The sequence below is a fragment of the Streptomyces sp. NPDC025793 genome (genome assembly GCF_055558375.1).
The window spans coordinates 212,676-234,031 of record NZ_JBVHMR010000004.1 but is presented as its reverse complement, the minus strand read 5'-3'; the positions used below and the strand labels follow the sequence as shown (position 1 = coordinate 234,031).

Here is a 21,356-nt window from a genome sequence, read left to right as displayed (position 1 = left end):
TTCCCGCACGACACGACACCGCACCGCCCAGGCCCCACACGGGACTCGGCGTACCGGCGACGGCGGCCGGCTCGGCGCCGATCACGTCCTGCCGGCCTCCGGTGTCGCCGCCGCACCGAGGGTCACACCGCGGCGTCGGCGGGCACCCGCCCCGCAGCCCCCACGAACGCGCCGATCCGCTCCCGCAGGCTCCGCGCGTCCAGCCCGTGCGCGGCCACGTGCTCCTCGACCGTCCCGTAGCGGCGCAGCTCCCGGCGTCCCACACCCAGGCCCAGCACCCGGTGCGGCACGTCGGACAGGGCCTCGCCCACCGCGGCCGTCGAGGTGCCGGCCAGATACGGCTCGACCAGGACGACGTCGGTGCCCGCCGCCTCCGTGGCCCGGCGCAGGCCCGCCGCGTCGAAGGGCCGTACGGTCGTCGCGTACAGCACGGTCACGTCCAGCCCCTCCGTGGCGGCGAGGACGGCGTCCAGCATCGGCCCGACCGCGACGACCACCCCGGCGCGGCCCTCGCGGACCGTGACGAGGTGCCGTCCGTCGATCACCCGCCCCCGCCGGTTGGACTGGACGGAGAGCCGCACGTAGACCTTGTCGTCGCCCGCGGCGACCGCGTGGTGCAGCAGGGTCTCCGCCTCGTCCGGGTGCCCGGGCACGTGGACGGTCCAGCCGTCCAGGGTGTCGAGGAGCGCCACGTCCCCGGGGGACATGTGGGTGTAGCCGCCCGCCGGCCAGTCGAACGAGGCCGCCGCGCTGACCAGCACCGCCCCCGCCTCCTGATGCCCCAGATCCAGCTTGACCTGCTCGAACGGCCGCTCCACGAGGAAGCTCGCGAAGGTGTGCACGACGGGGCGCAGCCCGGTCAGCGCCAGCCCGGCCGCCGCCCCGACCAGCAGCTGCTCCCGGATGCCGACGTTGATCACCCGGTCGGGATGCCGGGCCATGGCCTCCCGGAAGCCGTCCTCGCCGATCTCGGCGAGGACCACCGCGACCCGCGGATCCTCGTCCAGGATCCGGGAGACGACGGGGGCGAAGCGGTCACGCATGGTTTCCATGAAAGAGAGCCCTTCGAGAGTGCGGGGGAGGAGGGGAGCCAGGCGGTGGGGAGTCAGGCGGTCTTCGGCTCGACCCGGGCCACGACCACGTGCGGCCGCCCGGGATGCGGCGCGGTGAAGGCGGCGTACAGGGCCTCGTGGTCGCGCCCGTCGACGGTCACCGCGGACCAGCCCGCGGCCTCGAACCGGGCGGCGATCCCGCCGGGCCGCGCATGGCTGGCGGAGGAGTTGTCGACCACGATCGTGTGCAGCCGATCCAGAGCTGCGGGCCCCGCGAAGGCGATCGCCTCGTGGTTGCTGCCCTCGTCCAGCTCGGCGTCTCCGATCAGCACCCAGACCGCCGGGTCGTCGAGCCCCTGCGCCCGCAGCCCCAGGGCGCTGCCCACGGCGATGGGCAGCCCGTGCCCGAGCGACCCGCTCGCGATCTCGGCCCCCGGCACCAGGACCCGGTCCGGGTGATGGCCGAGCGGGGAGTCGTACGCCCCGAACCCGGGCAGCCAGTCGACCGGCACGAACCCCCGCGCGGCCAGCACCGCGTAGTACGCCATCGGCCCGTGCCCCTTGCTCAGCAGGAACCGGTCCCGGGCCGGATCGGCCTGCCGCTGGGGAGTCACCCTCAGCACCCGGTCGTAGAGCACCCACAGCACGTCGAGCGTGGAGGTGGCCGCCGGTCCGTGCTTCTCGTCGCCGGTCATCAGGCTCATCAGCCCGGGGAGATCGTCGTAGCCGTAGGTCCGGCCGTGGTCCGCTGTGATTGTCATGCCGTCGATCGTGCAACCTCAACCAAACTTGAGGTCAACGGCGAAAAGCGGGGCGCGGCGACCGAGCCGAGTGCGGTATTGTTTCCCTGCGCGTTTCGACCGGGGAAACCCCAGGTCAAACGGCATCGGGACGTGGCGCAGCTTGGTAGCGCACTTGACTGGGGGTCAAGGGGTCGCAGGTTCAAATCCTGTCGTCCCGACGTGTATGGCATGCACGTCAGGGGCCGTGTCGGAGAAGTCCGGCACGGCCCCTTTCTGCTTCTCCCGGCTCACTCCCGACGGAGGTCGAACGTCAGGTTCGTGATGTCACGGGCCTGGAGCACCGGACCGTTCTGCGTGCCCCCGTCGATGCTGTTGTGCACGGCGCCGCCGGTGTCGGCCTCCACGCTGCGCCCCCATTGCTCCAGCCGCGCACGGAACTCGTCGTCGAGGGCCGCCCGCACGCCGAGCGCGGTGGCCAGGGCCTGGGCACGGGCGGTGTTGTCCGGTTCGCGCTGCAGGGCGGCCAGTTCCGCCTCGCCCGAGCCGGTCACCGGGTCCTCGCCGGACTCCTCGTCCGCAGTCCGCCGGACGGGGCGGCGGACCAGTGCGGCCAGTCCCTGCCAGGCGTTCCGTCCGGCCTCACCGCCGAGGCTTCCGGCCAGCGAGGTGAGCGCGGCCGCGGTGATCGGGTCCATCGGTGTACCCCCCGCTCGGTGTGTGCGGCCAGCTTAGGGCGCCCTGTGCGGCGCCCGCCCCGCCCGCGTCGCGATGTGGCGGGATCCGTCCCCGCCCGGAGGGGAGACGGGCAACAGGAGGGACGGGCGCGCGGATGCGGTCGTCGGGGCCCGGACGTGCGACCACGGCCGTCGAGGGCGCACGGGCCATGTCGGGCCGCCGACGGCCGAGTTGACCGGAACCGGTGAGGTCGGCGAGGCCGCCGTCACGGGCGCGTGCTGTCCCGGCCGACGGCCGAACCGACCGGAGAGCAGGGCGATCACGGAATGAGGGATGCCCGGAAGACATCCTCCCCGGGGCCGGGAGGCGGCCCCTGGTCCAGGAGGGCTCCTGTCAGGCGGCGGCAGGCGCGGTGTCCCGCCGCGACAGCGCGAGGAAGACCACGAAGCCGACGATCGCCACCGTCCAGGAGAGCGTCACCGGGCCGAGACCCCAGTCCAGGCCGCCGCGCTTGCCCGGCAGCGCCATCCAGTCGGCGAGCGAGGCGCCGAGCGGGCGGGTGATGACGTACGCCGTCCAGAACGCGGTCACCGCGCCCAGCCGGCCGCCGCGGTGGGCGACGGCCGGCACGCAGATCGCCACGGCGAACAGGACGGCCGAGCCCAGGTAGCCGAGGCCGATGGTCGCGGTGAGGTCGCCCGCGGCGGTGCCCAGCGCGAACGTGGCGAGGACGGCCGCCCAGTAGAAGAACTCCCGGCGGCGCGTACGGATGGAGTGGATGGACAGGGTGCGCTCGCTCGCGTACCAGAGCGCGAACACGGCCGCGAGGGCGGCGAGGAAGAGCGGGGTGGACAGGGTGTACGGGACCCCGAGCCCCACGTGGAGCACGTCGGCCGCCATCGTGCCGAACACGCTGACCATGACGATCGCCGTCCAGTAGATCCAGGCCACGTACCGGCGGACGGCGAACTGGAGCACGAGCGCCCCGGCGAAGGCGAGAAAGCCGAGGGCGACCGCCGGGACCGGGCCCAGCAGGTGGCCCAGGAAGTCGGAGGCGGTCTCGCCCATGCCGGTGGTGAGGACCTTGATGATCCAGAAGTAGACGGTGACCTCCGGCACCTTGTTCGCGCTCTCGCGTATGCGCGCGCGTGCGTGACCGCGTGGCGGGTCCTGGAGGACGTGCTCTGTGCTCATGGCTCGCACCTTCGCATGTCCAACTGTTCGTTCCCCAGCCCCCTTTGCCATTGTTTTGAGGCTTCTGGTGCAGCTGTTGCCTCAGCCGCTCACGAACCTGAACGCAACCTGAACGCCTGCCGGTGATCCCTGGAGGCGCACCGTGTGACCTGCTAAGAGCGTGGGGTGGGGTGGCCCGAGAGCCACCCCGGTGTGATCTCCTCGGCGTCAGATCATGATGCAGCCGTCCTGGCTGACTTTCGCCGCCGAGGACGGTACGGCGGCCGAGGCGTCCGGCGCCGGCAGCAGGAGGAGGACCAACATCGCGAGGAGTGCGGTACCGCCTGCTCCGAGGCGCTCTCTGTGCACGTGAACGACGACTCCTTCACAAGATCGTTAACGGTGATCGGAAGGAGCGTACAGCAGATATTCGGACAGTGTGAAAAATTGCCCGACGGTCGTGAAGTGATCGAAAATCGAAATCAATCGAGCATAAGTTGCTGCTCGGTTGTCATGCGGATCTCAACGGTGTTCGCCTTCTGTTCGGTGGAGTGCGTTTTCCGCGGCCGTCAGCTCGCTCGCGTCGTGCGTCCGGTCGGCCAGGCGGACGGCGGTGCGCAGGAGCGCGACGGCATCCTCGGGCCGGCCCAGGTCGCCGTAGGTCTCACCGAGGCAGCGTGTGGCCCTGGCCTCCTGGTGGGCCGCGCCCAGGGCGTGCGCGTTGTCCAGTGCGGCACGGAAATACCGCACGGCCTTTTCCCTCTCGCCCGCGTGGCGCAGGACTTCCCCGAGTCCGATCAACATGTCCGCCTCGCTCTTGGGGTCCTTGAGCGCCCGGAACTCCGCGAGGGCCTCCTCATAGAGCTGCAACGCGCGGGCGGATTCTCCGCAGGATGCCAGAACGTCGGCCAGACCGCCCTTCACCGTCGCCCGGTCGTATCGATTCCCTGAGGAGTCGAGAAATCTCAGGGCCTCCTCGAAGGAGCGCCGGGCGGATTTCAGTTCGCCGGTCCGGAAATAGAGGTCGCCCATGTTGTTGAGGGTCTTTCCGAGCGACGTGTGGTCGTCGGTCGCGGTGAATCCGCTGACGGCCTTCTCGAAGTGTTCCAGGGCCCTTTCGTGTTCGCCGAGGAACAGCAGTGTCACGGCCATGTTGTTGTGCCCCCGGGCGCTGTCCCAGGCGTCCCCCGTGATCTTCTTGATGGCGAAGGACCGCTGGAGGAGGGAGAGCGCGGAGCGGTGGTCCCCGACATGCCACTTCAGCGTGCCCAGCGTCCGGAGTATCTCCGCCTCCGCCTCCGTGTCGCCGCTGCGCCGGGCGATGTCCCGCGCCCGCTCGCCGATCCGCGCGGCCTGCGGGTAGTGACCGGTGCAGGTGTGAGCGGTGCTCAGGTGATCGAGGGCGCGGCACAGAGCGGGCTCGTTCCCGGTCCGGCTCCAGTGGGCGGCCGCCGGTTCGAGGACGGCCCGTGCCTCCTGCCAGTGGCATTCGGCGTTCAGGAACTCCGCGAGGACGTAGGCCAGTTGGGCGGCGTCCTCGGCCCGGCCGTGCGTACGGCAGTGGTGCTCCACGGCCAGCAGGTTCGGACGTTCGACGGACAACCACGCACGTGCCGCCCGGGCGTCGCCCAGCCGGGCGAGCTGCCACGGCGTGGTCCGCGCCGGGGCCGGCCTGCGGCGTCGTGGAAAGGCCAGCCGGTCCGCGTGATCCGCGGCCGCGAGGTGGAACTCCGTCAGACGGCGCACGACCGCCGCGCGCTCCTGCGCGCTGTCGTCCGCGAGCGCCCGGGACAGGCCGTACTCGCGCAGCAGATCGTGATAGTGGTACCGCTCGGGCACGGGCTCACGCAGCACATGGCAGGCCAGCAGGGACTCCAGCATGCGTTCCGTGCGAGCCGTCGGCATGTCCAGGGCGGCGGCCGCCGCCTCCGCCGTGAAGTCCGGGCCGGGGTGGAGGCTGAGGCGGCGGAACGCCGCGCGCTGGTCCTCGGACAGCGCCTGATAGGTGAGGTCGAAGGCCACACGGACCATGTCCTGGTCGGCGTCGCGCAGCTCGCTCAGCCGGCTGTCGGCGCGCAGCAGCCGGTCGGTCAGCGTGCCGAGCGTCCACGAGGGGCGCATCCGGAACCGGCTCGCGACCAGCTCGATCGCCAGCGGGAGATGGCCGCACAGGCGGACGATCCGGGTGACCGCCTGGATGTCCCGGGCGCGGTCCTCGCCGGCGAAGGCGCGGAAGAGCGCGATCGCGTCGTCGGTGGGCAGCACGTCCAGCGGGATGTGCCGGACCTGCGTCAGCCCGGTGAGGTGGCGCCGGCTGGTGATGATCGTCAGGGCGGGCGACTGGCCCGGCAGCAGGGGGAGGACCTGGTCGGCGTCGGCCGCGTCGTCCAGCACGATCACAGCACGGCGCTCGGCCAGCAGGGTGCGCCACAGGGCCGTCCGGCCGTCCAGCTCGGCCGGAATGGCCTCCGTGGGGGTGCCCAGCAGCCGGAGCAAGGAGGCCAGGGCCTCCCCGGGGCCGAGCGGCTGCTGCGCCGGGTCGTGGCCGCGGAGGTTCAGATACAGCTGGCCGTCGGGGAACCGCCGCGCCAGCAGGTGCGCACCGTACACCGCGAGGGCGGTCTTGCCGACCCCCGCCATACCGCTGACCGCGCTGACCGTCTCCAGGCTGACGACAGGCCCCTGCCCGCTCGCCGCGTCCACGGCAGCGGTGAGCAGCCGTAGTTGTTCCCGCCTGCCGACCAGCAGCGGCTGCCGCGGGAGATTGCGGGGAGCGCCGGCCGGGGCGACGGGCACCGCCGTGGCCGGCACGGCGGACGCCGACGTGCCGCGGACCAGGTCGGCGGCCGGCAGCCGATCGAGGATCCCGCGGTGGACACGGGTCAGTTCGGCGCCGGGGCGTGACCCGTACTGCGCGAGCAGGAACCGCCGTACCTCCTGGTGCACCCGCAACGCGTCGGCGTAGCGGTGCGCGCCGTAGTAGGCCAGCATCAGCTGCCCGGCCAGCGTCTCGTCGCCCGGATACCGCTCGACGAGCGCCGCCAGCTCCCCGGTGATCTCGGCGAAGCGGCTCAGCCGCAGCAGCGCGGCCGTGCGGGACACCGAGGCGGCGAGCCGCCGTTCCGCCATGGCCTTGCGCATGCCCTGCGCCCAGGGCCCGGGCAGACCCGCCAGACCGTCGCCGTGCCACAGGCGCTCCGCACGGTCGAGCAGGGCGACCGCCCGCCGGTCGTCGCCCCCGGCGGCCACCGTGCCCGCCTGGCTCACGAACCGCTGGAACACGTGCCAGTCGACGCACTCCCGGGCGATCTCCAGCGTGTACGTGTGGGCCCGGCTGACGATCCGCGTCCCGTCCGGTGCTCCCGCGGCGGTCCTCAGCCGGCGGCGGATCCGGGACACGTACGTGTGCGCGTTCGCCCGCCCGTGCGGCGGCGGATCCCCGTCCCAGAGCCGGTCGATCAGCGTGTCCAGGGCCAGCGGCCGTCCCGCCTCCAGGGCGAGCGAGGCCAGCAGGATCCGCTCCTTGTCCGATCCGATCTCCGTGCGCCTGCCGTCCACCCGGAGACCGACCGGGCCGAGTAACTCGAGCTCCACCGGCGCCTCCCGCTGATCCGCCGATTCGATGAACAGGACAGAGAGCCAGGTGTCACGTGGGACGAAGAGCATGACAGGAAGTGGCCGGCGCCGCCAGACGGAATGTCGCCCTGGCCGAATCGCTGTCCCGCCGGGCCTGACCCTCCGCATCGCCGAATGGCCGATGCCGCGCTCGGGGTAGGTGGTGGGCGACGGACACGGCAGCCGGCGGGGGAGAGGCGCGCATGGGAGCGGCCGGAGACGGCGGTCAGGACAACACGGTGCACAACACCATCTCGGGGGACGCCCGGTTGTACGGGCCCTCGGTGCAGGCCCGCGATGTCCACGGCGGCATCCATGTGCACCTGCCCGGGGTGCCCGGGGCGCAGTCGCATCCCGTCCCTCGCCAACTTCTCCGCGTGCCCGCCCATTTCACCAACCGAAGATCCGAACTCACCGAACTGAACGGCCTGTTGACCTCCGAGCTGGGCAACGCCGCCTCGCCCAGGCTGATCGTCGTCAACGGCCCGGCCGGCATCGGCAAGACGGCCTTGGTCTCGCACTGGCTGCACGTACATGAACGCGCTTTTCCCGACGGGCAGTTGCATGCGGACCTGCGCGGGCACGCGACGGACGGTCCGGCGGATCCCGAGGAGATTCTCGGTCAGTTCCTGCGGGCCCTGGGCCTCGGGTCCCCGCCGGTCGGGACGGCCGAGAAGGCCTCGCTGTGGCGGACCGCCACGGCCGGCCTGCGGCTCGCCGTCATGCTGGACAACGCGTTCACCGCCGCACAGATCCGGCCCCTGCTGCCCGGCGGACCGGGCGGGCTCGTGGTCGTCACCAGCAGACAGCGGCTGACCGGGCTACGGCTGGACGGAGCCGCGTTCTTCCGGCTGGAGGCGCTGGGCGCGGCCGCCGGGATGGAACTGCTCACGCGCGGTCTCGGCGAGGAGCGCGTGGCCGGTGAACCGAACGCGGTGCGGGAGGTGGTGTCCCTGTGCGCCGGGCTGCCGCTCGCCGTGTGCCTGGCGTCGGCGCGGCTCGCCTCACGCCCGCGCCAGCCCATCGCGGCCCTGGCCGACTCCCTCGCACCGGATGCCGACCGCCTGGACGCCCTGGAGATCGAGGGGGAGACCACCGTGAGCAAGGCCCTGGACGCGTCGTACGCGGTACTGGAACCGTCGGCCGCCCGCCTCTACCGCACCCTCGGCGACCTGCCGCTGCCCACCTTCGACGTACCCACGGCAGCCGTCGCCTGCGCCGAGTCCGAGCAGTGGGCCCGGCGCCGGCTGGACGAGCTGACCGAGGCCAACCTCATGGAGGACATCGGCCCGGACACCTTCCGCTTCCACGACCTCGTCCGGATCCACGCCCGGTCCCGCGCGGCGGACACCGAGAGCGAGGACACCCGGAGCCGGACACTGCGGCGGGTGGCCGACTGGTATCTCCGCACGGCCACCGCGGCCGAACAGCTCATCACCCCCGCCCAGTTCACCCTGCCCAGGACCTACGCCCACCCGTCCTCGACGCCCGCGCCCTTCGGCGCCGAGCGGGAGGCCCTCGACTGGCTCGACGCACACCGCAACCACCTGATGTCCATGCTGCGCACCGCGGCCGCCAGGGGCTGGCACACCACCGCCTGGCAACTCGTCGACGCCATGTGGCCGTTGTTCCTCCGGCTGCGCTACTACGACCTGTGGATCGAGGCACACCGCATCGGTCTGGACGCCGCGCGCCGCGACGCCCACCGCGACGCCGAGCGCCAGATGCTCAACTCCGGTGCGATCGGGCTCGCCGCGGCAGGCCGGACCGACGAGGCCGCCGAATGGTACGCGAGGTCCTTACAGGCGGCCCGCGACGCCGGCGACGTCCGCGACGAGGGCCAGGCGCTGCTCGGTCTCGGTGGCTGCCGCCTCGACGCCGGCCGCCCGGACGAGGCCCTGGACCATCTGAACCGGGCCGTGGACGCATGGCAGGCCTGCGGCTATCCGCGCGGCGTGGCCCTCGCCCGCATCCTCCTCGGCGACATCGCCCTGCGGCACCAGGATCCCGCCCGGGCGATCACGCTCTTCACACAGGCCCGCGAGACCCTGGTCGCGGTGGCCGATCCGCACGACGCGGCCCGCGCCCTGGCCTTCCTCGGCCGGGCCCGGGCCCAACGGGGCGAACACGCCCGGGGCGCCGCGCAGATGCGGGAGGCACTGGACGCGTTCCGCGCCTCGGGCGCCCTCCACTGGCAGGCGCGCACCCTGGAGATGCTGGGGGACGGCGCCCGTGCGCGGGAGGACGGAGAGGAGGCCCGCGCCTGGTACGCGCGGGCCCGCTCCCTGTACGAGGTCACCAGCCCCGCTGACGCCCGCCGCCTGGAGCGGGCGGCGCCCCGGCCATGAGCGGCGCACCGGCGGGCCGGACGTAGGCCAGGTCGCCGAGCCGGTGGCCGAGTACCAGCCAGGCGTGCAGACAGGAGGCCAGCAGCGGCTGGTCGGGCGGGACCGCACCGGCCGGCACCGTCGGCGTACCCGACCGCGGGCCCCCGGCGACGGCCATCCACCCGCCGCCGGCCACCGGGACCGCGGCAAGGCCGCAGGCCGGATGACGCGCCGTCACCTCGGCCAGCCACCGCGCCGCCGCGCCGGGTGGCCGGGGCAGGCGCCCGTAGAGCACATCGGCACAGTCCAGCCGGCGGCGTCCGCCGCCCCGTTCGGCTTCCGCGGTGAAGTGCTCGTCGGCCGTCGTCCCCGGTACCTGACGGCTCGCGGCGGAGCCCTGCCGCAGCGGACCGGCCTCGGCGACCAGGTCCCGTCCGTCCGCGGTCGGGCCCATGCGCAGCCGCAGGACCGGAGCCGGATCGGGCAGCCCGGTGTCCCACGGCGGGGAGGTGCGGGCGTCCGGGGCCAGGGGACCGGTCAGCAGCCTGACGACGACGTAGCCGTTCATACCGGGGCCTCCCGGCCGTCCCCCGACCAGGTGCGCAGCGGCGGTGGCGCGGCGATCGGCACGGTGAGCGGCGCATGTGCCGGCTGCCCGAGGCCCAGCGTCCGGTACAGCAGCCGGCGCATGTTCCGGTTGAACCGGCCAGGTTCGGACGTGATCCGCGCGCCGATCGCCGCGTACTCCTCCCGCGGGTATTCGGCGGCCGCGTACGCGAGCTGGTCGACCAGCGGATGCACCGGTGACAGCGCCGGTGCCGTCAGGGCGAGGGCGGCGGCCGGGGACGCCGGGTTGATCTCCTGTGCCGGTGAGGCCACGAGCAGGAGCGGAGCCGAGGTGAGCGTGCCGTACAGCGTGACCGATCCGTGGTCGCCGATGATCCAGTCCGCGGCGATCAGCACGCTGCGCCAGTCCGCCTCCGGCGGAGCCAGCGCGATCCCGGACCGCGCACAGCGCGCCAGCCAGGCGCGGACCTGCCAGGCCCCGTGCCCGGACCAGACGTTCGGATGCGCCAGCAGGACACAGCGGTAGCGTCCGTCCGGCAGCTCGGTGAGCAGGCGGGGCAGCAGTGCCGTGAGCCGGCCGAACGCCGAGCGGGTCCCCCACGTCGAGGCGACGACCACCAGTTTCTCCCCGTCCCGGAGCCCGAGCGCCCGCCGGTACGCGCCGCGCAGCGGCAGGCTCACGGACATCCGGTCGTACGCCGGGTCCCCGACGACGTGGGCGTACGGGAGGGCCTCGGGGCAGTGCCGCGTCAGCTCGTCGAGGTCGGCGTGATGCGGCAGGACCACGGCGGCGGGCAGCTTCCCGCCGGGCGCGACGTCCTGCCGGCGCAGCCCGAACACCCCTGCCTCGGGGCCCGACCGCATGCGTTTGAGATAGGACGCGCCGTGCGGCAGGGTGATCAAGGGCGCGGAGAGCCGTTCGACCCCCCTGGGCCCCGCCGCCACGGCCACGTCGAAGGGTGTGCGCACCGCCTCCTCCCAGGGCAGCACGGCACAGCCGAGCCGCCCGAGGAAATGCGGCACTTCGTCGCCGAAGACGTGCGGTGGCGCGGTGAACGCCACCTGGATCCGGAAGTCGTCCTCCAGCAGCGACAGAATGTCGACCAGTCGTTTCGCGTAGGTGACGGTGTGCGCGACGGTCAGGACCGTCCTGCGCCCGAGCAGCGTCGGCCACTGGCGTTCCGTGGCCGACGGCTCCGTGTCCAAACCCACTGCCGACACGGTGTACCCCCGTTGTCTCTCGCGAGTCCCTTACGGGCTGTCCACCGTGGCTCTGCCCGGCCGCTCGGACGGAGGGCTTGCCGCCGCCTTGCGGAAACCTTGCGGCGGTGGGGCGCCGGGCGCGGGCCGGCGCCCGGCCCGGCCGGCTGGTCCTGCCGCCGTCCTCAGACCGCCACTCCCGCATGGGCGAGCGCCTGCTTCAGCAGCACCGCGTGCCCGCCCGGCATCTCGCCCTGCACGGCCGCCGAGGCGGCCTCCTGGGGCGTGAACCAGACCAGGTCCAGCGCGTCCTGGCGGGGGCGGCAGTCGCCGGTGACCGGGACGATGTAGGCGAGCGAGACCGCGTGCTGGCGCGGGTCGTGGTAGGGGGTGATGCCCGCCGTCGGAAAGTACTCGGCGACGGTGAAGGGCTGGAGCGAGGTGGGGATGCGGGGGAGCGCGACCGGGCCGAGGTCCTTCTCCAGGTGGCGCAGCAGGGCGTCGCGGACCCGCTCGTGGTGCAGGACGCGGCCGGAGACCAGGGTCCGGCTGACCGTCCCGTCCGGGCCGATGCGCAGCAGCAGTCCGATGCTGGTGACCTCGCCGCTGTCGTCCACGCGCACGGGCACGGCCTCGACATACAGGATCGGCATGTGGGCCCGGGCCATTTCCAGCTCGTCCGAGGTGAGCCAGCCGGGCGTGGTTTCGGTCATGTCTGACATTGCTTGATCATACTTTCCGGGCGGGGCGCTCGCTGGGGTCGCGGGCCGGTTCGGGTGCGGGCTGTCCGTAGAGGCGGCGGGCGTTGTCGGCGCCCGTCCAGGCGGCGATGCGCAGGGCGTCGGGCAGGCTCAACTCGTCGGCGTCGACGCGTTCCTGGAGGAGATCGGCGAGCCCCTGGCGGAAGCAGAGGGCGCCGAGATGGTGGAACTCGGCCACACCGTACGCGTCGGAGCTGTACAGCAGCTTGTGGAACGGGGTGATCTCCAGCGCCTCCGCCAGCACCGCCCGGCAGCGGGCCGGGCCGGTGTGGTGCAGGGCGAGGCCGACGTCCAGGTACACCTGCTCGAACACCGCTGCCAGATAGGCGGCTTGGCGGTGGTACGGCCAGCAGTGCAGCAGCAGGACCGGGATCGTGCCGGAGATCAGGCGCAGCCAGTCGGTCAGCAGGACCGGGTCGGCATGGTGCAGCCGCAGGTCGGCGTCGCCGAAACCGGTGTGCAGCTGGAGGGGGAGGCCGAGGTCCACGGCGGTCCACAGCAGGTGCCGGACCAGGACCGGGTCGCTCAGCCGCCCGCCCGCCGCCAGCCAGGCCCCCGCGGCCCGGGTCACCTCCCGTGCCGGCGGGCGGGCCGGGTCCAGGGCGAAGCCCGTGCGGTAGGCGGCCACCGACTTCACCGCCACCACGTCCGGCCCGCGGACCGCCTCCTCGGCCGCCGCCCGGAACACCTCGGCGTACGCGTCCGCCGCGACGCCCCGCGCGGCCACCGCCTCCGCCACCTGCTCCAGTCGTACGACCTCGAAGGCGGCGGCGCCGGAGGCCGCGGCCAGTTCGGCGGGGGAGGTGAGCGGGTGGGCGGTGTAGCCGGTGTCCACGAAGAACGCCGCGGCCCCGGCGGCGGTCAGGAAGCGGCGGTTGACCTCCCGCCAGCCCAGCTCCGTACGGCGGGCCGTGTAGTCGTCCGGCGGCGCGTGCCGGGGGAGGTCCAGCAGGGGCGCGCAGTGCCGGCGCACGGCCACGCCGGCGGGCGTGTCGAAGGGCGACACGCCGGGCCAGGCCGCGCCCTCGGTGAGGAGCGCGGCGAACTCCCCGGGCGCGAGGTCGGCCGTCACGGCGCCGTGGCAGTGGTGGTCCACCAGCGCGAGGGCGGCCAGGGCCTCGTGGAGCGGTCCCGGTGCGGCGGCCACGTCAGTACACCCAGCGGTAGGCGGCCGCCACCTGCGCGTCGTCCAGGCCCTCGACCGCCGCGGCCTCGCCGAGCCGGACGGCGCTCACCGCGTCCGCGAGCACCGGGCCCAGCGCGGACCGCAGCACCGTGTCGGCGCGGAACTCCCGGACGGACTCCGGCAGGGACCGCGGCAGCCGGCGGACGCCGAGCGCCGCCGCCTCGTCCGGGCCGTAGCGGGCCGGGTCGCCGGTGATCTCCTCGGGCAGCGTGCGCGCCCCGGCCAGACCGTCGAGGCCCGCGGCGATGACGCAGCCGAGTGCCAGATAGGGGTTGGCGGCCAGGTCCACCGGTTTGACCTCCAGATTGGCGTCCTGCTCGTGGCGGCCCGCCATACCGGTGACCACCCGCAGTGCCGCCTCCCGGGTCTCCCGGCCCCACGCGGTGAACACCCCCGCCCACTGGGAGGGTCTGAGCCGCAGACGACTGGCCGGGCTCGGGGCGGTGACCGCCGTCAGCGCGGGCAGCCGGGCCAGGATCCCGGCCGCGAAGGACTCCGCCTCGGGCGTCATGCCGTAGCGCCGCTCCCCGCCCGCGTGCAGGTTCACCCCGTCGCGCCGGCAGGACAGGTGCAGATGGCCGCCGTTGCCGACGCCCTCGGCGGACACCGCCGGCGCGAAGGAGACCCTCAGGCCGTGCCGTGCGGCGAGCGCGCGGATCGTCTGCCGGACCAGTACGCTGCGGTCGGCCGCCGCCACCGGGTCCAGCGCGCCCACCGAGATCTCGAACTGGCCGGGGGCGTACTCGGGATGGAGCTGGTCGACCGGGACGTCCTGCGCCTCGAACGCGGCGAGCAGGTCGGCGGTGTAGTCGCTCAGCTCCACCTGCCGGATCGCGCCGTACGCCGGACCGGAGACCGCCGGGACGAACTCCCCGGCGGGCGCCGAGTCCAGGCCGAGCGACCACTCGACCTCGATCGCCGCCCGGAACGTCAGGCCGTGCCGCTCGGCCGCGTCGGTCACGATCCGGCGCAGGAAGGTCCGGGAGCAGCCGGGATGCCGGGCGCCCTCCTGGGTGATCCGGTCCACCGGTGCCCACGCCCAGCCGGGCTGCCCGGCCAGCACCACCAGTTGGTCGAGGTCGGGGTAGAGCCGCAGATCGCCGTCCGGGGAGCCGAGGACGTCGGTGGTGACGACGGAGTCGTTCGCGAGGAAGGTGTCGAACACCGGGGACATGCCGACACCCCAGGACACGGCCGCCGCCAGCCGGGCCGTCGGCACGGTCTTGATCCGGCAGACGCCCGCGGTGTCGACGTACGCGAGGACGATCCCGCGCACGTCCCGCGCGGCCAGGCCGGTGGTGAGCGCGGCGACCCGGCGCAGGTCCTCGGGACGCCCGCCGGGCACGGGATCGGCAAGGGTGGTCATACGTCCTCCTCGGCTACGTCCTCGGCGGGCACGTCCTCGTCGGGCACGGCCCGGGCGCGTCCTCGTCGGCCGCGTCCGCCTCCGCGCGGCCCGCGGGGTGCCGGCCCCGGGCCCGCGTCAGCGTTTCACGGCCACCGCGCCGAACTGCGGCACCGGCACCGCGACGGCCGGGTCGGCGCGCCACTGCGAACAGGGCACGAGGCCCGGCTCGACCGGCTCCAGGCCGTCGAGGAACGCGGCGATCTCCGCGCGGCTGCGGGCCGTGATGGGCGGCGTGGCGTGGGCGTTCCAGAACTCCATCGCCGCGCGGTTGCCCTCGCCGCCCACGTCACCGTCGTAGGTCGGATGGGTGAGGACCAGGGCGCTGCCGGACGGCAGGGCCGCCACCAGCCGCCGCACGATGTCGCGGGCCTCGCCGGTGTCCAGGACGAAGTTCAGGATGCCCAGCATCATCAGCGCGACCGGCCGGGTCAGGTCCAGGGTGTCGGCGGCGCGCCGCACGATGGTGTCCGGGTCGCGCACATCGGCGTCGATGTAGTCCGTGGCGCCCTCGGGCGAGCTGGTGAGCAGCGAGCGGGCGTGCACCAGCACGATCGGGTCGTTGTCGACGTACACGATCCGGGACTCGGGCGCGATCCGCTGCGCGATCTCGTGGGTGTTGTCCACGGTCGGCAGGCCCGTGCCGATGTCCAGGAACTGCCGGATCCCGCGCTCCGCGGCCAGGAACCTCACCGCCCGCGCCAGGAAGTCCCGGTCCGCGCGGGCCACGTCGCGGATCACCGGGAACATCCCCGCGACGTGCTCGCCGACCCGCTGGTCGACCTCGTAGTTGTCCTTGCCGCCGATCCAGTAGTTCCACACCCGGGCGTTGTGCGCCACGGAGGTGTTCAGTCTCGCCGGTCCGGCCGTGGGGGAGCCCTCGGTCACGTCGCCGCCCTTCTCGCACGCGGTTGCCCGCCGTCATTGTGCCGCCCGTTGATCGCGCTGTCCCGGGAAACACCCGGTCCGGGCGGTTCAGGGACGCTCCGGGACGTCCCCGGTCACCGGGGACCGGCTCCGGGACACCGCGTCGCACGAGGAACGATCGCATGAGGAACACTGGACGCCGTCACTCCCCCCGACCGGAAGCAGGACATGCCCGCCACGCCCGCGCCCCTCCCCGACACCGCCGGCCTGCCCGCGGGTCCCGCCGACATCCGGCTGATCGTCACCGACATGGACGGCACACTGCTGGACAACGCCAAGCGGATACCCGAGGGCCTGTGGCCGATGCTCGCCGAACTGCGCCGCCGCGGCGTGCTGTTCAGCCCCGCCAGCGGCCGCCAGTACGCCACGCTGGCCCGGCAGTTCGCCGAGGTCGCCGAGGGCATGGTGTTCATCGCGGAGAACGGCACGTACGTGGTCCGCGACGGTGTGGAGCTCAGCTCCGACACCCTCGACGCGTCGGTGGCCGCGCGGATCGTCCGGACGGTTCGGGGACTGGCCGAGGACGGTGTGGACGTGGGCGCCGTGGTGTGCGGCAAGCGGGCGGCGTACGTGGAGCGGACCGACGAGGCGTTCCTGGCGGAGGTGCGCACGTACTACGCCGAGCACCGCGTCGTGGCGGACCTCACGGCCGTCGACGACGACGTGATCAAGGTCGCGCTGCTCGACTTCGGGTCCGCCGAGCACACCACCGCCCCCGCGCTCGCCGAGTTCGCCGGCACCCATCAGGTCGTCGTCTCCGGCGAGCACTGGGTCGACGTCATGAACCGCACGGCCAACAAGGGCACCGCCCTGCGCGGCCTGCAGCGGGCGCTCGGCATCACGCCCGCGCAGACCATGGTCTTCGGCGACTACCTCAACGACCTGGAGATGCTCGACGCGGCCGACTGGTCCTTCGCCATGGCGGGCGCCCACCCCGAGGTCGTGAGCCGGGCCCGCCACCTGGCACCGTCCAACGACGACAACGGCGTGCTGCGGACCATCTCCAGGGTCCTCGGCCTGTAACCGAGGGGCCCGGGTCAGGGCTTGACGGCGACCGCGCCGTACAGGGAGATGGGGCCCCGGTCGTCCGGTGCCCTGTCCGCGCGCCAGTCGGCGACCGACACGACGCCCGGCTCCAGCAGGTCGAGGCCCCGGAAGAACGCGGCCACCTCGTCGCGGGAGCGGGCCACCAGGGTCACCCCGCCCGCGGCGTAGGCCGCGATGCCCTTCTCGACGTTCTCCCGCTCGAAGTCCGCCGTCATCATCGACAGCACCAGCCGGCTGCCCGGCGCCAGCGCGTCCACCAGCGTGGAGACCAGCTCGTGGGCGCCGTCCTCGTCGGCCACGAAGTGCAGCAGCGCGATCAGGGACAGGGCGACGGGACGGCCGAAGTCCAGGACCCGGGCGGCCTGTTCGAGGATGGAACGGGGATCGCGGGCGTCGGCCTGGACGTACTCCGTGACGCCCTCGGGGGTGCCCCGCAGCAGCGCGCTCGCGTGGGCGAGGACGATCGGGTCGTTGTCGACGTAGACCACCCGGCTGTCCGGGGCCACCGACTGCGCGATCTGGTGCAGGTTCGGCTCGGTCGGTATGCCGGTGCCGATGTCCAGGAACTGGCGGATGCCGTCCTCGGCCACGGTGCGTGCGGCGCGCTGCATGAACGCCCGGTTGGCGCGCGCGGCGCGCAGGGCGCCCTCGTCGATCGCCGTGATCCGGCGGCCCAGTTCCTCGTCGACCGGGTAGTTGTCCTTGCCGCCGAGGAACCAGTCGTACACCCGGGCCGGATGCGGCCGGGTGGTGTCGATGCGCGATGCGGCCGGCTCGGTCCCCGTCACGTGCTGCTCCTCCGCTCGGCCGGTCCCGGTGGTCGCTCCGGGACGTGCGGGCAGCAGTCTGGCACGATCACGCCATCCAGCGCACGCCCCCCCACGGATACCGGCACCCCCTCAACCTGCAGTCCGGCAAGGCCCGTTGAGGTGTCAGCCGGGCAGGGTGCGGTCCAGGAAGCGGCGCACCTCCGCGAAGGCCGCCGCCCGGTCCGGCTCCGTCTCGTGGAACACCTCGTGCCGCGCCCCGGCGAAGACCCTCTGGGTCAGCCGCCCGCCGCTCAGCCGCTCCACGCCGGTCCGGCTGCCGGGCAGCGGCACCAGCCGGTCGTCGTCGCCGTGCAGCCACAGCAGCGGCAGCCCGCCCACGTCGCCGCCCTGCTCGACGGTCTCCAGCGTCCGGACGAACGCCTCCAGCGTCGGCCGCTTCATCGGCCCGTGCCACACCAGCGGATCGGCGGCGTAGGCGGCGCCCGCGGCCGGGTCCCGGGACAGCGCGGCCGGGCTCACCGGGACGTCCGGGATCTGCGGCAGCGCCAGCAGCCGCCCCGGCAGCTCCCAGGCGCCGATCACCGGCCCGGACAGGATCAGCGCGCTCAGCTCGGCGCCGTACCGCTGGGCGAAGCGGGCCGCGATCAGCCCGCCCATGGAGTGGCCGACCACGACGAGCGGCAGGCCGGGGTGGGCGCGGCGGGCGAGGTCCGCCGCGCCGTGCACATCGGTGACGACGTCCTCGAAGTCCTCGATCACCACGCGTTCCCCGGCCGAGCGGCCGTGGCCGACGTGATCGGGCCCGTACACGGCGGCCCCGTGCGCGTTCAGGACGGCCGCGAGGTCGTCGTAGCGGCCCGCGTGCTCGCCGTACCCGTGCACCACCAGGGCCAGGTAGCGGGGCGCCGGGTGCGGCCACTCGCGTACGGCGACGGGGCCGCGGGTGCCGTCGAGGGTGTGCTCGCGGACGTGGGGCATGTCTCCTCCGGGCGACTCGGTGAAGGCCGGGAGGATCTTCCCAGCGGGCCGGTCCGAGGTCTATAGTCCAAAACTAGCAGTGCTAATTAATGACACCCGTCGGTCAGGAGTCGAAGTCGTGCGTCCCGTCCACTTCGCGGCCGCCCGCCGCACCCCCATCGGCAAACTGCGCGGAGCCCTGTCGGGTGTCCGGCCCGACGACCTGGCCGCCACGGTGATCCGCGCACTGGTCGCCGGCGTGCCCGCGCTCGACCCGGCCCGGATCGACGACGTCTACTGGGGCGCGGCCAACCAGGCCGGCGAGGACAACCGCGACGTCGCCCGGATGGCCGTCCTCCTCGCCGGGCTCCCCGAGTCCGTGCCCGGCGCCACCGTCAACCGGCTGTGCGCCTCCGGCCTGGAAGCGGTCACCTCGGCCGCCCGCACCATCGCGGCCGGCGAGGCCGACATCGTGATCGCCGGCGGCTCCGAGTCCATGAGCCGGGCCCCCTTCGTGCTGCCCCGCCCCGACGAGGCCCTGCCGCCGCGCATCGAGACCCACGACACCCGGCTCGGCTGGCGCCTGGTGAACCCGGCGATGAAGGACCTGCACGGCCTGCTGTCCATGGGCGAGACCGCCGAGGAGGTCGCCGAGCGGTACGGCATCTCCCGCGACCGGCAGGACGAGTTCGCCCTGCGCAGCCACCAACGGGCCGCCGTCGCACGGAAGAACGGCCACTTCGACGCCGAACTCCTGCCCGTGGAGCGGCCGGACGGTGTCGTGGTCGAGCAGGACGAGTGCGTCCGCGAGGACACGTCGCTGGAGAAGCTGTCACGGTTGAAGCCGGTCTTCCGGCAGGGCGGGACGGTCACGGCGGGCAACGCCTCGCCGATGAACGACGGCGCGGCCGGACTGCTGCTGGTCAGCGAGGAGGCCCTGGAGGAGCTGGGCCTGGAGTCCCTCGGCCGCTACGTCGCGGGCGCCTCCGCGGGCGTGCACCCCGACGTCATGGGCATCGGCCCGGTGCCGGCCACCCGCAAGGCGCTGGACCGGGCCGGCTGGGACGTCGCGGACCTCCAGGAGGCCGAGTTCAACGAGGCGTTCGCCGCACAGGCCCTCGCCTGCGTCGACCAGCTCGGCATCGACCCGGACCTGGTCAACCCGACCGGCGGCGCCATCGCCCTCGGCCACCCCCTCGGCTGCTCCGGCGCCCGCATTCTGACGACGCTGCTGCACCGCATGCGCCGCACGGGCGCGCAGCGCGGACTCGCGACCATGTGCGTGGGCGTGGGACAGGGCAGCGCCCTGCTGGTGGCGCGGGACTGACCTCAACAGACGCTCCCCACGAGGGAGTTCGGTAGTACGAGCCGCAGCAAGGAAACGGAGCACCCCTCCATGGCAACCCTGTCCGTCGCCGCCATCCTCGCCGAGAACGCCAGGCGCCGTCCCGGCAAGACCGCCCTCGTGGAAGGTGAACTGCGGCTCACCTTCGGCGAGGTGTGGCAGCGCTCCCTCGCCCGGGCGGGCGCCCTCACCGGGCTCGGCGTACGGCCGGGGGACCGGGTCGCGCTGATGGCCCCCAACACCGCCGAGTTCCCCGTCGCCTACTACGCGACCGTCGCGGCGGGCGGAGTCGTCGTACCGGTGCACCTGCTGCTGTCGGCCGGCGAGGTCGAGCACGTGCTGCGGGACAGCGGGGCGAGCCTGCTGCTCGTGCACCCGGCCCAGGCGGCGACCGGGCGGGCCGCCGCCGAGGCCCTCGGGGTCCGAGTGATCACCCTGGGCGAGGAGTTCGACAGGCTCGCGGCGCGGGCCGAGCCGCTGGTGTCGTACGTCAGCCGGGCCGCCGACGACCCGGCCGTGATCTTCTACACGAGCGGCACGACCGGCGTCCCCAAGGGCGCGGTCCTCAGCCACTTCAACATCGTGATGAACGCGACGGTCAACGCCTTCGACGCCAACGACATCCGCCCCGACGACATCGCCCTCGGCGCCCTGCCGCTGTTCCACGCCTTCGGGCAGACCGTCTCGCTCAACTCCACCTGGCGGGCGGGCGCCACGCTCGTCCTGCTGCCCCGCTTCGACGCGGCCCGCGCCATCGAGCTGATGGTCGCGGAGGGCGTCAACACCTTCCAGGGCGTGCCGACCATGTACGTCGCCCTCGCGGCGGCCGCGGCGCGGGCGGAGCGGCTGCCCGAGCTGCGGGTCTGCGTCTCCGGCGGGGCCTCGCTACCCGCGGCCGTGCTGGAGCGGTTCGAAGAGGCGTTCGGCACGCGGATCTACGAGGGGTACGGGCTGTCGGAGACCTCGCCGACCGCCACCGTCAACCAGCCGCTGTTCGGCACCAGGCCCGGCACCATCGGCCACCCGCTGTGGGGCGTCGACGTGGAGATCGCCCGTGCCGAGGTGGAGGACCGCGTCGAGCTGCTGCCGGCGGGCGAGCTGGGCGAGGTCGTCATCCGCGGCCACAACGTCTTCTCCGGTTACCTCGGGCGGCCCCGGGCCACGGCCGAGGCCCTGGTAGACGGCTGGTTCCGCACCGGCGACCTCGGCACCAAGGACGACGAGGGCTTCCTGCGCATCGTCGACCGCAAGAAGGACGTCATCATCCGCGGCGGCTACAACGTGTACCCGAGGGAGGTCGAGGAGGTCCTGGCCCGCCACCCCTCGATCGCCCAGGTCGCGGTCATCGGCCTGCCCGACGAACTGCACGGCGAGGAGGTGTGTGCCGTCGTCGTGCCGGCGCCGGGCACCGCCCCCGACGCCGCCGCGCTCACCGAGTGGTCCAAGGAGCACCTGGGGCGGCACAAGTACCCTCGGCGCGTGGAGTTCACGGACGCGCTGCCGCTGGGCCCCAGCATGAAGGTGCTGAAGCGGGAGCTCCGGGCGACGTACGCGGAAAAGTGCGCCGATCAGTCATAGCGGGCGGCAGGGGTCACCAGGCGAGACG

The 21,356-nt window shown here is 73.5% G+C and carries 18 protein-coding genes and 1 tRNA gene; 5 read left to right on the top strand and 14 right to left on the bottom strand.

Annotation, left to right across the window (positions count from 1 at the left end; all coding sequences use genetic code 11):
- Positions 1-122: 122 nt before the first annotated feature.
- Positions 123-1,052: a transketolase family protein gene (locus tag ACZ4MF_RS11260; protein WP_467491767.1), complete on the bottom strand. Its 930-nt coding sequence runs from the start codon at positions 1,050-1,052 to the stop codon at positions 123-125.
- A 53-nt stretch (positions 1,053-1,105) separates the two neighbouring features.
- Positions 1,106-1,813: a transketolase gene (locus ACZ4MF_RS11255; protein WP_467491766.1), complete on the bottom strand. Its 708-nt coding sequence runs from the start codon at positions 1,811-1,813 to the stop codon at positions 1,106-1,108.
- A gap of 126 nt (positions 1,814-1,939) precedes the next feature.
- Here ACZ4MF_RS11255 and ACZ4MF_RS11250 point away from each other — a divergent pair.
- Positions 1,940-2,013: transfer RNA gene (locus ACZ4MF_RS11250), tRNA-Pro, on the top strand.
- A 69-nt stretch (positions 2,014-2,082) separates the two neighbouring features.
- Here ACZ4MF_RS11250 and ACZ4MF_RS11245 read toward each other — a convergent pair.
- The 4 genes from ACZ4MF_RS11245 to ACZ4MF_RS11230 form a co-directional block, all read right to left on the bottom strand.
- Positions 2,083-2,490: a hypothetical protein gene (locus ACZ4MF_RS11245; RefSeq protein WP_467491765.1), complete on the bottom strand. Its 408-nt coding sequence runs from the start codon at positions 2,488-2,490 to the stop codon at positions 2,083-2,085.
- Positions 2,491-2,863: 373 nt separating this feature from the next.
- Positions 2,864-3,664 carry a COG4705 family protein gene (locus tag ACZ4MF_RS11240; RefSeq protein WP_467491764.1) on the bottom strand — a complete coding sequence of 267 codons (801 nt, stop codon included), beginning with the start codon at positions 3,662-3,664 and terminating at the stop codon, positions 2,864-2,866.
- Positions 3,665-3,871: 207 nt separating this feature from the next.
- On the bottom strand, positions 3,872-4,012 hold the full coding sequence (locus ACZ4MF_RS11235) for a hypothetical protein (RefSeq protein WP_467491763.1): 141 nt from the start codon (positions 4,010-4,012) through the stop codon (positions 3,872-3,874).
- Positions 4,013-4,165: 153 nt separating this feature from the next.
- A complete protein-coding gene (locus ACZ4MF_RS11230; protein ID WP_467491762.1) occupies positions 4,166-7,237 on the bottom strand; it encodes an AfsR/SARP family transcriptional regulator in 3,072 nt (1,023 codons plus the stop codon).
- 224 nt (positions 7,238-7,461) lie between these two features.
- Between ACZ4MF_RS11230 and ACZ4MF_RS11225 the strand changes: the two genes are divergently transcribed.
- Positions 7,462-9,606, top strand: a complete 2,145-nt coding sequence (locus tag ACZ4MF_RS11225) for a tetratricopeptide repeat protein (RefSeq protein WP_467491761.1) — start codon at positions 7,462-7,464, stop codon at positions 9,604-9,606.
- On the opposite strand, the gene ACZ4MF_RS11220 is transcribed toward ACZ4MF_RS11225, so the two are convergent.
- The 6 genes from ACZ4MF_RS11220 to ACZ4MF_RS11195 form a co-directional block, all read right to left on the bottom strand.
- Entirely contained in the window at positions 9,554-10,153 is a 600-nt protein-coding gene (locus tag ACZ4MF_RS11220; protein WP_467491760.1) for a hypothetical protein, read from the bottom strand. The two genes, ACZ4MF_RS11225 and ACZ4MF_RS11220, sit on opposite strands and share 53 nt — an antisense overlap.
- Positions 10,150-11,373, bottom strand: a complete 1,224-nt coding sequence (locus tag ACZ4MF_RS11215) for a hypothetical protein (RefSeq protein WP_467491759.1) — start codon at positions 11,371-11,373, stop codon at positions 10,150-10,152. Before ACZ4MF_RS11215 ends, ACZ4MF_RS11220 begins: the two co-directional genes overlap by 4 nt.
- Positions 11,374-11,537: 164 nt before the next feature.
- Positions 11,538-12,065: an NUDIX hydrolase family protein gene (locus tag ACZ4MF_RS11210; protein ID WP_376291630.1), complete on the bottom strand. Its 528-nt coding sequence runs from the start codon at positions 12,063-12,065 to the stop codon at positions 11,538-11,540.
- A 16-nt stretch (positions 12,066-12,081) separates the two neighbouring features.
- Positions 12,082-13,260, bottom strand: a complete 1,179-nt coding sequence (locus ACZ4MF_RS11205; RefSeq protein WP_467491758.1) for an amidohydrolase family protein — start codon at positions 13,258-13,260, stop codon at positions 12,082-12,084.
- Position 13,261: 1 nt separating this feature from the next.
- On the bottom strand, positions 13,262-14,665 hold the full coding sequence (locus tag ACZ4MF_RS11200) for a type I glutamate--ammonia ligase (protein ID WP_467491757.1): 1,404 nt from the start codon (positions 14,663-14,665) through the stop codon (positions 13,262-13,264).
- 117 nt (positions 14,666-14,782) lie between these two features.
- Positions 14,783-15,592, bottom strand: coding sequence for an SAM-dependent methyltransferase (locus ACZ4MF_RS11195; protein WP_467491756.1), 810 nt, complete (start codon positions 15,590-15,592; stop codon positions 14,783-14,785).
- A gap of 207 nt (positions 15,593-15,799) precedes the next feature.
- Here ACZ4MF_RS11195 and ACZ4MF_RS11190 point away from each other — a divergent pair, with 207 nt between their 5' ends.
- Positions 15,800-16,654, top strand: a complete 855-nt coding sequence (locus ACZ4MF_RS11190; RefSeq protein WP_467491755.1) for a Cof-type HAD-IIB family hydrolase — start codon at positions 15,800-15,802, stop codon at positions 16,652-16,654.
- 14 nt (positions 16,655-16,668) lie between these two features.
- Here ACZ4MF_RS11190 and ACZ4MF_RS11185 read toward each other — a convergent pair whose 3' ends face one another.
- Positions 16,669-17,466 (bottom strand): SAM-dependent methyltransferase, encoded by a 798-nt coding sequence (locus ACZ4MF_RS11185; protein WP_467491754.1) that lies wholly within the window; start codon positions 17,464-17,466, stop codon positions 16,669-16,671.
- Positions 17,467-17,610: 144 nt separating this feature from the next.
- Positions 17,611-18,426 (bottom strand): alpha/beta hydrolase, encoded by an 816-nt coding sequence (locus ACZ4MF_RS11180; protein ID WP_467491753.1) that lies wholly within the window; start codon positions 18,424-18,426, stop codon positions 17,611-17,613.
- A 118-nt stretch (positions 18,427-18,544) separates the two neighbouring features.
- Here ACZ4MF_RS11180 and ACZ4MF_RS11175 point away from each other — a divergent pair, with 118 nt between their 5' ends.
- Entirely contained in the window at positions 18,545-19,732 is a 1,188-nt protein-coding gene (locus tag ACZ4MF_RS11175) for a thiolase family protein (RefSeq protein ID WP_467491752.1), read from the top strand.
- A 69-nt stretch (positions 19,733-19,801) separates the two neighbouring features.
- Positions 19,802-21,328 carry a long-chain-fatty-acid--CoA ligase gene (locus tag ACZ4MF_RS11170; RefSeq protein ID WP_467491751.1) on the top strand — a complete coding sequence of 509 codons (1,527 nt, stop codon included), beginning with the start codon at positions 19,802-19,804 and terminating at the stop codon, positions 21,326-21,328.
- The last annotated feature ends 28 nt before the right edge of the window (positions 21,329-21,356 follow it).

Excerpts from the sequence above, each read along its gene's own strand:
- ACZ4MF_RS11210 (WP_376291630.1), bottom strand. The coding sequence starts at position 12,065 with ATGACCGAAACCACGCCCGGCTGGCTCACCTCGGACGAGCTGGAAATG.
- ACZ4MF_RS11220 (WP_467491760.1), bottom strand. The coding sequence starts at position 10,153 with ATGAACGGCTACGTCGTCGTCAGGCTGCTGACCGGTCCCCTGGCCCCG.
- ACZ4MF_RS11255 (WP_467491766.1), bottom strand. The coding sequence starts at position 1,813 with ATGACAATCACAGCGGACCACGGCCGGACCTACGGCTACGACGATCTC.
- ACZ4MF_RS11245 (WP_467491765.1), bottom strand. The coding sequence starts at position 2,490 with ATGGACCCGATCACCGCGGCCGCGCTCACCTCGCTGGCCGGAAGCCTC.
- ACZ4MF_RS11240 (WP_467491764.1), bottom strand. The coding sequence starts at position 3,664 with ATGAGCACAGAGCACGTCCTCCAGGACCCGCCACGCGGTCACGCACGC.
- ACZ4MF_RS11180 (WP_467491753.1), bottom strand. The coding sequence starts at position 18,426 with ATGCCCCACGTCCGCGAGCACACCCTCGACGGCACCCGCGGCCCCGTC.
- ACZ4MF_RS11190 (WP_467491755.1), top strand. The coding sequence starts at position 15,800 with ATGCCCGCCACGCCCGCGCCCCTCCCCGACACCGCCGGCCTGCCCGCG.
- ACZ4MF_RS11170 (WP_467491751.1), top strand. The coding sequence starts at position 19,802 with ATGGCAACCCTGTCCGTCGCCGCCATCCTCGCCGAGAACGCCAGGCGC.
- ACZ4MF_RS11200 (WP_467491757.1), bottom strand. The coding sequence starts at position 14,665 with ATGACCACCCTTGCCGATCCCGTGCCCGGCGGGCGTCCCGAGGACCTG.
- ACZ4MF_RS11225 (WP_467491761.1), top strand. The coding sequence starts at position 7,462 with ATGGGAGCGGCCGGAGACGGCGGTCAGGACAACACGGTGCACAACACC.
- ACZ4MF_RS11260 (WP_467491767.1), bottom strand. The coding sequence starts at position 1,052 with ATGGAAACCATGCGTGACCGCTTCGCCCCCGTCGTCTCCCGGATCCTG.